We start from the raw sequence: 12,039 nt of genomic DNA on the forward strand, positions 1-12,039 counted from the left end.
TAAATGTTAAATTATGAATGTTAAATGCGGTTTTACATTTAAACTTTTACATTTTGCTGTTTTATATTTATTTGCCTTTGAAATTCGGTAATCTTTTTTCAACAAATGAAGCGACACCTTCACGATAGTCTTCTGATTCGCTGGCTTCTATTTGATGTTTTGATTCTAACGCTAGTTGTGCTTCTAAATCGTTTGTTAGGGATTGATTCAGTACTTTTTTGGTTAAACCTAATGCTTTTGTTGGCATTTTTGCTAGTTTTTCCGCCAATTCAATTATTTCTTCTTTGAATGTTTCTAATGGTAACACTTTGTAGAGCATTCCCAATCGTTCGGCTTCTACAGCGCTAATTCTGTCTCCCAACATCATGAGTGCTGATGCTTTTTGAAAACCGATTAATCGCGGTAAGAAGAAGGTTCCTGCACTGTCTGGAATGAGTCCGATTTTACTAAATGCTTGAATGAAACTTACTTTTTCATGTGCCACAACAATGTCACATGCCAACGCAATGTTTGCTCCTGCACCAGCGGCAACTCCATTTACAGCTCCAACGATTGGTTTTTCGATATTTCGAATTCGTTGAATGATTGGATTGTAATGTTCTTCTAGTATTTTTTTGAATCCTGGATTGAGTTCTGGATGTGTAACTTCTTTTAGGTCTTGACCTGCACAAAATGCTTTTCCTTCTCCTGTTAATACAATCGCGCGTACTTCGTCATTTTGTTCACATTGATCTAGTGTATCTTGTAAACGCAATGCCATTTCACGATTGAAACTGTTGAATACTTCAGGACGATTGAGCGTTATATATGCTACGTTGTTTTGAATGGTTATTGTGATTGATTGGTCACTCATATATTATGTAAAATATAAAATAATAAAGTCTAAATGTAAAAGTTGAAGTCATAACAAATTATCAGGTTTACATTTATTATTTAAAATTTTGTGGTTTATTATTTATTTAAGGCACTTAAAGTAATCAAATGGTTCTAGACAGTCTTCGCATTTGAATAATGCTTTGCATGCTGTGGAACCAAATTGACTGACTAATTTTGTATTTGTTGAATTGCAATTGGTACATTTTACGATTCGTTTATCACCCAATAATGCATCTTTGTCCGCATCGGGATTTAGTGGTGGTGCAATTCCATATTTACGAAGTGCTTCACGTCCGCGTTCGGTAATCCAATCAGTTGTCCATGCTGGTACTAAGATCAATTTCACTTTAGATTCGTAACCGTTTTCTTTTAGTGCTTTCGCGATATCATCTCCAATAACATCCATGGCAGGACAACCTGAATACGTTGGTGTAATACTTACTTCAACGATTCCATTGACGAGTATTGCCGAACGCACAACGCCCATATCCATGATAGAAAGTACAGGAATTTCAGGATCTGATACTTTTTCAAGGATTGGAATAAGATTTTCGTCTATATGTTGATTTGTTGCGATCATTTACTGGTGTTGGTTTTTTGGGTCTTAGGTTTTTGGGAGATCCTGAAACAAGTTCAGGATGAAATGGTAATATTTCTGAGAAATCAGAAATATTACCATTTCATATTCGGATACGCTCGTTGCATGTATTGCATGTCTGCTAACAAATAGCCCATATGTTCTGTGTGAATTCCTGCTTTGCCTCCTTTTTGAAAGTATTTTGATTCTGGAATTGTCAGTGTTGCTTCTGTTAGTAAAGCTGTCACTTTTTCGTAATAGGTTTTTTTTAATGTGGAAACATCAACTGCAATTCCTTCTTCCGCTAGAGTTTTCGCTTCTTCGGTTACTTCAAATAATTCGTTTGTATATGTCCAAAGTCCGTCAATTGCTTCTTGCATTTTTGCATGACTTTCTTCTGTTCCATCGCCTAAACGTTTTATCCAATCGCCTGTAAAACGTACATGATACGATACTTCCTTGATTGACTTCTTTGCAATTGCACTTAGTGTTAGGTCTTGGCTGAATTGTAATTTTTCAAGTAATAGTAAGTGATATACATCAAATAGATATTGTCTAGCTAGTGTATATGCAAAGTCGCGATTTGGCTGTTCTACTAGTAAAACATTTTTGTATTCGCGCTCGAAACGTAAGAAAGCTATGCTGTCTTCTGTGGCATCTTCTCCTTTGATGTCTGCCGCGTATTGAAAGTAACTACGTGTTTGTCCAAATAAATCTAAGGAAATATTTGTACACGCAATGTCCGTTTCCAAGCTTGGTCCGTGACCACATAGCTCTCCTAAGCGCTGACCTGCTATTAAACAGTTGTCTGCTAGCTCAAGTATATAGTTGTATAGGTTTGTTTTTTTCATATTTATTTCCCGTGAAAACGGGAATCTTTTTGTTGTTAAACTTTAGAGTACATTTCGACTCGTTCAGTGCACGAATGTAGATTCCTGCCGCCGCAGGAATGACAAAGTGAATATTGAGATTCCCACTTTCGCGGGAATAGCGCAAAGCGCTACATATGCTTTATCTCATCTGGTAACGTGTAAAACGTTGGATGGCGATAGACTTTGTCTTGTGCTGGTTCAAATAATTCGCCGTTGTTTTCAGGATTTGAAGCCGTAATGTTTTTTGATTCTACCACCCAAATACTGACACCTTCGCTTCTGCGCGTATATACGTCTCTCGCATTTTCCAATGCCATATCTGCATCTGCTGCATGTAAACTTCCAAAGTGTCTGTGTTCTAATCCGTTTTTACTTCTTACGAATATTTCCCAAAGAGGCCATTTTTTTTCCATATTTATTGCCCACGAAAGTGGGTGTCTTTTTAGTTAGTATTCTAATTTTTAACATCTGTTTGTGTCTCGACTGCGCTCGACATGACAAAGTAACAATAATGAGGTTCCTGCGAAGGCAGGAACAATAAAAAAAGTTATACAGCTTTCGCTGGGTTTTCTTTTTTGTTTTGTTGCTTTTCAGCGTATGCCATCGCTGCATCACGAACCCAAGTTCCTTTTTCCCATGCACCAACTCTAGCATTCATACGTTCTTTGTTGCATGGTCCATGACCTTTGACTACTTGCCAAAATTCATCCCAATTGATTTCTCCAAAGTCGTAATGCCCTGTTTCTTCATTCCATTTTAAGTCTGGATCTGGAACTGTTAGTCCTAAGATGTCTGCTTGTGGCACCGTTTGATCTATGAATTGCTGACGTAATTCGTCGTTTGTTTTACGTTTTAGCTTCCATTTCATGGATTGTTCTGTGTGAACAGATTCTGCATCCACTGGACCAAGCATCATCAATGATGGCCACCACCAGCGGTTTAGTGCATCTTGCGCCATTTGTTTTTGTGCTTCCGTTCCGTTACAAAGTGTCATCATGATTTCAAATCCTTGACGTTGGTGGAAACTTTCTTCTTTACATACACGAATCATAGCTCTTGCATATGGTCCGTACGAAGTGTTGCATAATGGTACTTGATTGATGATTGCCGCGCCATCTACCAACCAACCAATTGCGCCCATATCTGCCCAAGTTACTGTAGGATAGTTAAAGATACTAGAGTATTTTGCTTTGCCAGAGTGTAATTGTTCGTATAGTTCGTCGCGAGAGATTCCTAAGGTTTCACATGCGCTGTACAGGTATAATCCGTGACCAGCTTCGTCTTGTACTTTTGCCAATAAGGCAACTTTTCTTCGTAGTGAAGGCGCTCTGGTAATCCAGTTTCCTTCGGGTAACATTCCTACGATTTCGGAGTGTGCGTGCTGTGATATTTGTCTGATGTGTGTTTTCCTGTATTTTTCAGGCATCCAATCTTTTGGTTCAATCTTTTCATCATTTGCAATGCGTTGCTCAAAGATTTCTTCTAGGTTTTTTAATTGTGCGTCACTCATAGTTATGAATTTTTAATTGCATTTGTAATCTGAAGTATATCTCGACTGCGCTCGATATGACATTTTTGATTACTTTTTCTTTTATTTTCTTTTTCTTTTTTTTTCAATATTCACTTAAAGCATTTACAACAGCTTATTTTTATAAAGCATCTCGACTGCGCTCGATGTGACATTTTTTTATTTTAGTAAGGCTCCTGATTTCTCGGGAACTTCCGCGTTAAGGATTGAGGTTTTGTTGGAGCTCTTTTGAGAAATGGATTCCTGCCTACGCAGGAATGACAGTTTTCAAAAAGCGACTACCGAAAGCCTGACCCTTGGGTAACGCCCAAAATATACTACACATCAAAGTCTACGACGACTTTTTCCGTGGTTGGAACGGCTTGACACGATAGTACCAATCCGCTCGCGAGTTCTTCTTCAACTAGAGCATAGTTGATTTTCATTTCTACAGAACCTTCGATAACTCTGCATTTACAAGTGCTACAAACGCCGCCTTTACAAGCAAATGGCAGATCGGCTCCTGCGGCTAATGCGCCGTCTAAGATGTTGTCATATTCGTCTTCCATGATGAAATGAAATTCTTTTCCACCATCGACGATTGTAACGTCAGTTCCATCTACTTTTTGTTCTAATATTTCGGCAATGTGAGCATTTGATGCTTTTTTATCGCCTGAAAAGAATAGTTCGTAATGAATATTTTCTTTTGGTAATCCTGCGGCTTCAAGTTCGTCTCGGATGAGAAATATCATTTCCTCGGGTCCGCAAATAAAACAATCGGCCGTATCATTGATGTCTATGAACGTTTTTGTGAGTGTTTGAATTTTCTCTGCGGTAAATCGCCCGTTTAAAAATTCGATATCACGTTGTTCTTTTGTTAAGAAATAGAAAATATTGAAACGCTGTAAGTATTTGTTTTTCAGTTGTTCTATCTCTTCTTTAAAGATAATAGATTTTACCGTACGATTCAAGTAGAAGAGCTTAAAGGTGCTTTCTGGCTCTAGTTCTAGATGTGTTTTTATGATAGACAGCATTGGCGTAATTCCGCTTCCTGCGGCAAAAGCAATGTAGTTTTTCTTTTTATTTGGATCTACTTCTACGAAGAAATTACCTGCTGGTGCCATGAGTTCAAGCGTATCGCCTGCTGTTAGCTCAGTGTTTGCGTAGGTTGAAAATATTCCTCCTGGAATTTGTTTTACAGCAACTTTCCATTGGTTGTCAACTGGACTCGAACATAATGAGTATGATCTGCGAATGTCTTCATCGTTGATTATTTTCCGTAGCGTTAGGTATTGTCCTTGCGTGTATTTGAATTCTTCCTGAAGATTTTCAGGAATGTTGAATGTAATTACAGTACAATCAGATGTGTCTTTGTATACGTCTGATACTTCAATTTCATGAAATTTTGCCATGTACGTTTTCGTTGTTTATACAAAACTAACAATTGTTAGTTTGACTTGCAACTAAATTTTTGTTAAATAGTATGCATCAACGCATTAGAATATAAAAGGACGCTCAATATGGCGTCCTTTTGTAGTTTGGGTATTGTTTTTAAAATAGTTAACACGTCCGATCACACGTTTCATTACATGTAGCTCCAAAGCATGTGAGACATGTTTCTTCTTGTATGCACGAGTTACTTCCTGGTGGCACTGGCGGATTTCCTGCTACAACTGCATTTAGATTTGAGACTGTAAATTTTTTAAATCTCAAATCATTCATAGTTTTTCTTTTCATTGGGATTGATTTAAAAAATTAATTGAAGCAAATCTATGTGAGATATTTCATATTAAAATATGGTTTTTCTGTATTTTTTTTAGTGTTAAACTTTAATGAACCTTTTTATTGTGCGATTCCTTTGAGTAATACTTTGCTTAATTCTTGGCGTAAATCTTCTTGCTGAATGGCTTCTTTTTTGGGCAACCAAAGATATAGTGAACGCAATGTAGATAGTATGGAAAACAAGATGATTTCTAGGTTTACGTCTTTTAGTTCTCCTACTTCGATTCCTTTTTTGAGGATTTGACGAAAGCTTTCTTCATAGTTTCTGCGTAATGTAAGATAGTAATCAAGTTGTCCTTCAAGATGCATCCAATCGTTGTTCATGGTTGCCATTTTAGAAGGGTTTTTTACTGTAATTTTAACATGTAATTTGATGATTTGCTCCAGTTTTTGAATGCTATTGGTATTTTTATCGGCAACAATTTCGTCCATTCCTGCTGTAAATTCTTCTCCAATTTTAATAATGATATCTGAAAGTATTTCTTGTTTTGATTGAATGTGATTGTATAAGCTTGCCGCTTTTACACCAACTGCTTGCGCAATGTCGCGCATGGTAACCGCGCTATACCCTTTTTTTTTGAAAAGCATTTCGGCAATACGTACTATTTCTTCTTTACGAGTTTCTATTTTCATTCCTGTAACTTTTTACTATATAACGTGAGTTTGATATTAGTGATTCTATTCATATTTGTAATTGAGTTTAGAAACTCCTTACTAAAAACCACATTTTCTATGTCTTATTTTCATTTTCTTTGCTTTCCCAAAGAAAAGAAACAAAAGAAAGGGAACTTTTCCAGAGGTATTTTTAGTTTTTCTTTGGAGGAAAAACTAAAACCGCATGAATTTCCCTAAATTTTTTCCAAGGCTTCAAAAATTTTTAACGGAAAATCCCTGCTATACTTCGGAAAAGAAAAGTATAGAACTAAATTTTTTACTTCGTCGAACCCAGGTTATATAAGGTTTTACCATAACTACATTCGTTCATTTTTTATTAATTTAATTAAGTAAACCAACATAAATTATATCATGAAAAAAAGAATTTGAAAACGCTAAAGTTAAACAAAAAGTCGATTTCCAAAATGGAAACAATTCAAGTTAAAGGAGGATATACTAATCGTTGTACGAGTCCATTAACACGTATGGGAACTTCATATTGCTACTGCCTGTAAGTTTTAAAGCGAGTTTCGACTCGCTCTTGTTTTTTATTCTTTTTTTACGAAGATATGCATAAAATTTTTCGATTGTATTTTACATCGTTTTTTCTTCCTTTTTTGGTAATTTTACAAAAATTACTTCATGAATCAGCATATTGAAACCAATCCTTTGTTGGATAGACTTCCGCAACATTTACAACAATACATAAAGCCGCAAAATTACGAGGAGTATACACCTATTAATCAGGCAGTTTGGCGCTATGTGATGCGAAAGAGTGTTTCGTATTTGAGTACGGTAGCGCATGATTCTTATTTAGACGGATTGCAAAAGACAGGAATTTCCATTGACGATATTCCGAGTATGTATGGCATGAATCGGATTTTAAAAGAAATCGGTTGGGCAGCCGTTGCCGTTGACGGTTTTATTCCGCCAAATGCATTTATGGAGTTTCAAGCGTATAAAGTGTTGGTAATTGCAAGCGATATTCGCCAATTAGAACATATTTCATATACGCCAGCTCCTGATATTATTCATGAAGCGGCAGGACATGCGCCTATTATCGCCAATCCTGATTATGCAGAATATTTACGTCGTTTTGGAGAAATTGGAGCAAAAGCAATTTTGTCGGCTCATGATAATGATATGTATGAAGCGGTTCGAAGACTTTCTATTTTGAAAGAAGCACCAAATAGCACTGAAGCTGAAATTGAAGCCGCAGAAAATCGCGTTAATGAGTTGCAAGACAAGAAAGTTGAATTGTCCGAAATGGCCATGATTCGAAATTTACATTGGTGGACCGTTGAATACGGTTTGATTGGCGATGTAACTGATCCAAAAATTTACGGTGCTGGACTACTTTCTTCTATTGGCGAAAGTAAATGGTGCATGACGGATGAAGTGAAAAAGATTCCGTATTCGGTTGATGCCGCGTATCAAGAGTTTGATATTACCAAACCGCAACCACAGTTGTATGTAACCCCCGATTTTTCATATTTGATGCAGGTTTTGGAAGAGTTTACAAATACGATGGCGTTGCGAAAAGGTGGTTTTAGAGGATTGCGAAAGTTGATTGCATCTAAAAAAATCGGAACTATTGAATTGAGTACTGGCTTGCAAGTTTCTGGTGTGTTTACAGAGATGATTACCAATGAAGATAATGAAGTTGTCTTTTTTAGAACGGAAGGACCAACGGCTTTATCTAACAGAGAGAAAGAATTGATTGGACACGGCGTATTGACACATCCACATGGGTTTAGTTCTCCGTTAGGAAAACTGAAAGGCATTAATTTGGCGATTGAAGATATGAGTCCACGCGATTTGAAAGCCTATAATTTTTACGATGGTGAACGCATTGCTTTTGAGTATGAAAGTGGCATTAAAGTGGAAGGACTGAATGTAACAGGAATTCGAAATATTTATGGAAAGTTGATTTTGATTCAATTTACAGATTGTACCGTAATATACAAAGATCGTATACTATTTAAACCTGAATATGGCACATTTGATTTGGCATTGGGAAAAAAGGTGGTTTCCGCTTATGCTGGCGCGGCAGATTATAATTCGTTTGATGCGTTACATTTTAAATCAGAGACATTGACAGTGAAAATAGAAACCTCTAAAGAAGATCAAGATTTGGAAGCCTTGTATGCTAAAGTTCGTGATTTTAGAACTGGAAAAGATACAGCATTCACACTTGCATCTGTTTTTGAGAAACTTACCAAACAGCATACAAACGATTGGTTGTTGTTGATAGAATTGTACGAATTGACCAACAATCAAGTTGATTTACAACAACAAATTTTACAGCGTTTACAGGCGATTCAAACACAACGTCCAGAAGTTGCACAGTTGATTACAGATGGAATTGATTTGGTTGATAAAATCTAAAAAATTTTATTCCTTCAACTTTCTCTTTTTGTTGTACTGAATTACTGAGATAATTCCGGAGATGATTATGATTGCAAAACCGCCAATGAATATTTGCATTCCATATGGCCAATGCTGAATTTTGAATAGATATCCAATTATAAACATAAACATTCCCAAATAATATAAAACGGTGGTAAATTTTAGTTTCATATGCTAAATATACATCCTTTTTATACAAAAAAAAGCAATCTGAAGATTGCTTTTAATTTACTGTTTCTGATTATGCTTTAGTGTGCACAGCAGTCCGAATATGGAAGACTCATCCATTCTCTTTCTTTTCCTGCTGGATGACTTGCATGCCAAGTGTCTAACCAACCTCCATTAATGGTAAGTGTGTTGAACCTTGAAATCGATCTTTTACTTAGCGACAAACTTTTTACATTTCTTTTTTTCATAGTATAAAATTTTTATGATTATACATAGTAGTTATCATACTAAAGAAATGTTACCCATCATTTTAAGTAAGAAAATTAAATCAATCTTCATTTCATCGTAAGCTGAAACAATTTCTTGATTTGCTATTGTCTTGGACACGCACAATCTGTTACGGTAACATCGCACCAGCAAGAACCTGCCAATCCTGAACATAAATCACTTTTTCCACCACCTTTTGATGTTAGTGTATCTAGTGTTGAAATTGACTTTTTGTTTAGTAGTAAATTTTTAATTCCTCTTTTTTTCATGGTCTTTGATTTTAAGTTAATTTTTCGAAAATATTTCTTACTAAAAGTATTCTGATAAATATTTCAAAACAAAGTTTGTTACCGTTGTTTTATAAAAAAGAGGCGTAAAATTTTTAGTTTATTCTAGTATGGGAAGAATTCTAAAATTCAATACCCAAAAGGCATAAAGAACGAAACGAAGTTCGCTTTTATGTTTACTACTGGAAAGTTTAGCCTAACAAAGTGCAACTGTATCTGTGTCTACCTGCTGTGTATTTGGCACTCCACATCCTACGGCTTCTGTTTGCCAACAATCGCTATACATGGTCACAAAACAAACATTTATTTCATTGTTAGGGTTTGTTTTGAAGCAAACATAGTACGTATTTGCACAATCTTCTTCTCCACCAATTATACTTCTTACGGTGGTAAGTTTAGAAATTGATTTTTTGTTTAATAGTAAATTTTTTAAAAGCTTTTTTTTCATGGTATAATATTTTTAGGTTATGAACTACAGGGTAAAATAAAATAGCAAGTACCCATCATTTATAAGTAAGAAAAATGAACTGATATTCATTTTAGAAATAGCAGTACTAAGGAACTTGACAACTACCTGTTCCGCCTTGACAAGGAGATCTACACGTCATGTACTCTTTACGAAAATCGTTATCTTCATTTGGATCTGTGACACCTCCTAAAATCTGATAGATGGTTTTCTTTTTTAATGCTAATTTTTTAAAATGGCGTTTTTTCATGATTCTATAGTTAAAGGTTAATTAATGGCAATTAACTGTAATAGAAGCAATAAAAAAAGATAGTGTTGTGACGCTTTATAAAATGTCAGATAAAAGTTACAGCTTTATTTATATAATTATGACATTCAAAATCTTAGCTATAAGTTGCCGAATAACAAGCATGCATCGCTAAGGTTTTATAGAAAGAGTTCAAGATATAAAACTATGTACATTACAATAAGACAAAAAAAAACGAACCTAAGTTCGTTTTAGCACATTTATAGATTCTTATTAACAAAAACAATTACTAAATGTCTCTTCACATAATGTTGCGTTCCCAGTACAACCAAAAGAATCACGACAAATTACTCTTGAATCTTCGGTAGTAGTTCTGTTTGCGCCAATTACTTGCGCTGTTTTTAAGTTGGAAATTGACTTTTTACGTAGTTGTAAACTTTTTACATTTCTTCTTTTCATAGCTTTATTTTTTAATTAAACAATACAGTAATATAGAAGATACAATTGAAAATTAGCTACGGTAACACCTTACTTTCAATGCTTTACGTAATAAATTTTCTTTTTTTATTAAAATGCTATTTCTGGAAACTGTTGTTGAAGTTGTGCAATTTTAGCCTGAAGATTAGCTAAAAACTGTTGATGCGCTTCCGAATTTGGATTGAACGGTTTGTGCAAAAGTCCTTTTTGAATGGTTTCAATTTCTTGCATAGTTTTTTCACTTTCGTGAGAAATCCAAGCGTGTGAAAATTTTTCCCAAATGTACTGAATTGCCAATGCATTTGGATGAATCATGTCTTCCGCATAGAAACGATAATCGCGCAATTCGTCCATCATCAGTTCATACGAAGGAAAGTAATGAATTTGATTTCGAATATCTACTACTTGATGAATTCCTGCCAACAAATGTGCTTTGCTTTGTTGATTTTCCACAAAACCATCTTTTAAATGGCGTACGGGCGAAACCGTAAAAATGGTTGTAATATTTGGATTGATACTTTTCAGCAACGCAACACAATTATCAATACTTGCCGACACTTCGTCTACCGACAGCAATTCTTTAAGAAACTTTTTTTGTCGTACTTTATGACAATTTGCGACTGTAGTATCTGTTTCAATATGTCGATACGTCCAAGCCGTTCCAAGCGTAATGATGATGTGAGAAGCTTCACGAAGTGTTTGTAATGTCTTTTTTAATGCAGTATTCAAATTTGACAATACAATGTCTTTGTCTGCATTGCTTAACGCAGAATGTGCTTCAAAACAATGCCAGCGTTCGTTTGCATAAAAAATAGCATCGGAAGTAAATTCTTCTTCATTGATCGCTCTTAAAATTATGTGTTCTATAGCTTTTGGATGAAATAGAATTCCAAACGGATTTTGCAGTGTTTTAAATTTATAATACGACAACTTTCCGCCCATGTGTTCAGAAAAACAAGAACCCAATAAACATACGTTTGCATCGTATGTTATTGGGTGATACGTTTCTTTTTTGAACGGAATGTTGGTTTGCAATAGCATGTTATTGCTTTCCTTCTCTCGCTCTTTTTGCAGTGTAATAGGCTACAATAAGACGGTTTTTCATTCCTTGTGTAATTCCTGTGAGTTCTTTTGTATTGTACGTTACACCACGTGCTCTTTCAAAAGTCAAAATAGCATCACTGGTTGCTCTGTCTAACACACCTTTTTTGGTAACTTCGTCTTCATCTAACACTTCAAGATAGATTAATTTATCTTGAAAATCAGCAACTTCTCCTGGTGTTGCAGGTTTTAGCGTAAGCCATTGTCCTTTGTCTTTTCCGGGCATGGTACACAATACTGAAATTTCTCTTGGACCTTCTTTTGTTTCTGTTTCCTGCGCTACAGCTGGAATAGCGAGTAGAAACGTAAAAATGATGATATATACGTTTTTCATTTGTTTGTTTTTATG

17 protein-coding genes are annotated in these 12,039 nt (G+C 35.4%); 1 reads left to right on the forward strand and 16 read right to left on the reverse strand.

Features of this window, described 5'->3' with window-relative positions; translation table 11 throughout:
- Positions 1–67 precede the first annotated feature (67 nt).
- The 8 genes from AA089_RS06700 to AA089_RS06730 all read right to left on the reverse strand — a co-directional run bounded on the left by AA089_RS06700 (position 68) and on the right by AA089_RS06730 (position 6,247).
- On the reverse strand, positions 68–853 hold the full coding sequence (locus AA089_RS06700) for an enoyl-CoA hydratase-related protein (protein WP_046756159.1): 786 nt from the start codon (positions 851–853) through the stop codon (positions 68–70).
- 102 nt (positions 854–955) lie between these two features.
- Positions 956–1,456: a 1,2-phenylacetyl-CoA epoxidase subunit PaaD gene (paaD, locus tag AA089_RS06705; protein ID WP_046756160.1), complete on the reverse strand. Its 501-nt coding sequence runs from the start codon at positions 1,454–1,456 to the stop codon at positions 956–958.
- A gap of 92 nt (positions 1,457–1,548) precedes the next feature.
- Positions 1,549–2,304: a 1,2-phenylacetyl-CoA epoxidase subunit PaaC gene (paaC, locus tag AA089_RS06710; protein ID WP_046756161.1), complete on the reverse strand. Its 756-nt coding sequence runs from the start codon at positions 2,302–2,304 to the stop codon at positions 1,549–1,551.
- A gap of 149 nt (positions 2,305–2,453) precedes the next feature.
- Complete coding sequence (gene paaB / locus AA089_RS06715; RefSeq protein WP_046756162.1) at positions 2,454–2,738, reverse strand: 1,2-phenylacetyl-CoA epoxidase subunit PaaB; 285 nt, start codon at positions 2,736–2,738, stop codon at positions 2,454–2,456.
- Between the two features lie 134 nt (positions 2,739–2,872).
- Positions 2,873–3,835 carry a 1,2-phenylacetyl-CoA epoxidase subunit PaaA gene (paaA, locus tag AA089_RS06720; RefSeq protein WP_046756163.1) on the reverse strand — a complete coding sequence of 321 codons (963 nt, stop codon included), beginning with the start codon at positions 3,833–3,835 and terminating at the stop codon, positions 2,873–2,875.
- 335 nt (positions 3,836–4,170) lie between these two features.
- Complete coding sequence (paaE, locus tag AA089_RS06725) at positions 4,171–5,244, reverse strand: 1,2-phenylacetyl-CoA epoxidase subunit PaaE (RefSeq protein ID WP_046756164.1); 1,074 nt, start codon at positions 5,242–5,244, stop codon at positions 4,171–4,173.
- 148 nt (positions 5,245–5,392) lie between these two features.
- A complete protein-coding gene (locus tag AA089_RS24620; RefSeq protein WP_156168929.1) occupies positions 5,393–5,569 on the reverse strand; it encodes a hypothetical protein in 177 nt (58 codons plus the stop codon).
- Positions 5,570–5,674: 105 nt separating this feature from the next.
- Positions 5,675–6,247 (reverse strand): TetR/AcrR family transcriptional regulator, encoded by a 573-nt coding sequence (locus tag AA089_RS06730; protein ID WP_046756165.1) that lies wholly within the window; start codon positions 6,245–6,247, stop codon positions 5,675–5,677.
- 663 nt (positions 6,248–6,910) lie between these two features.
- Between AA089_RS06730 and AA089_RS06735 the strand changes: the two genes are divergently transcribed.
- Positions 6,911–8,656, forward strand: a complete 1,746-nt coding sequence (locus AA089_RS06735; protein WP_046756166.1) for an aromatic amino acid hydroxylase — start codon at positions 6,911–6,913, stop codon at positions 8,654–8,656.
- A 6-nt stretch (positions 8,657–8,662) separates the two neighbouring features.
- Here AA089_RS06735 and AA089_RS06740 read toward each other — a convergent pair whose 3' ends face one another.
- From AA089_RS06740 to AA089_RS06760, 8 genes are all read right to left on the reverse strand, one after another.
- Positions 8,663–8,848, reverse strand: coding sequence for a hypothetical protein (locus AA089_RS06740; RefSeq protein WP_046756167.1), 186 nt, complete (start codon positions 8,846–8,848; stop codon positions 8,663–8,665).
- A 77-nt stretch (positions 8,849–8,925) separates the two neighbouring features.
- The gene (locus tag AA089_RS24625) at positions 8,926–9,093 is read right to left on the reverse strand and encodes a hypothetical protein (RefSeq protein ID WP_156168930.1); all 168 of its coding nucleotides are present in this window, start codon (positions 9,091–9,093) and stop codon (positions 8,926–8,928) included.
- A 123-nt stretch (positions 9,094–9,216) separates the two neighbouring features.
- Positions 9,217–9,381, reverse strand: a complete 165-nt coding sequence (locus AA089_RS24630) for a hypothetical protein (RefSeq protein ID WP_156168931.1) — start codon at positions 9,379–9,381, stop codon at positions 9,217–9,219.
- A gap of 214 nt (positions 9,382–9,595) precedes the next feature.
- A complete protein-coding gene (locus tag AA089_RS06745) occupies positions 9,596–9,847 on the reverse strand; it encodes a hypothetical protein (protein WP_046756168.1) in 252 nt (83 codons plus the stop codon).
- 106 nt (positions 9,848–9,953) lie between these two features.
- A complete protein-coding gene (locus tag AA089_RS24635; protein ID WP_156168932.1) occupies positions 9,954–10,115 on the reverse strand; it encodes a hypothetical protein in 162 nt (53 codons plus the stop codon).
- Between the two features lie 270 nt (positions 10,116–10,385).
- Positions 10,386–10,571: a hypothetical protein gene (locus AA089_RS06750; RefSeq protein ID WP_046756169.1), complete on the reverse strand. Its 186-nt coding sequence runs from the start codon at positions 10,569–10,571 to the stop codon at positions 10,386–10,388.
- 108 nt (positions 10,572–10,679) lie between these two features.
- Entirely contained in the window at positions 10,680–11,630 is a 951-nt protein-coding gene (locus tag AA089_RS06755) for a GSCFA domain-containing protein (RefSeq protein ID WP_046756170.1), read from the reverse strand.
- A gap of 1 nt (position 11,631) precedes the next feature.
- Positions 11,632–12,024 carry a hypothetical protein gene (locus tag AA089_RS06760; protein WP_046756171.1) on the reverse strand — a complete coding sequence of 131 codons (393 nt, stop codon included), beginning with the start codon at positions 12,022–12,024 and terminating at the stop codon, positions 11,632–11,634.
- Positions 12,025–12,039: the final 15 nt, after the last annotated feature.

It is taken from the genome of Kordia jejudonensis (genome assembly GCF_001005315.1).
Lineage (GTDB): Bacteria > Bacteroidota > Bacteroidia > Flavobacteriales > Flavobacteriaceae > Kordia > Kordia jejudonensis.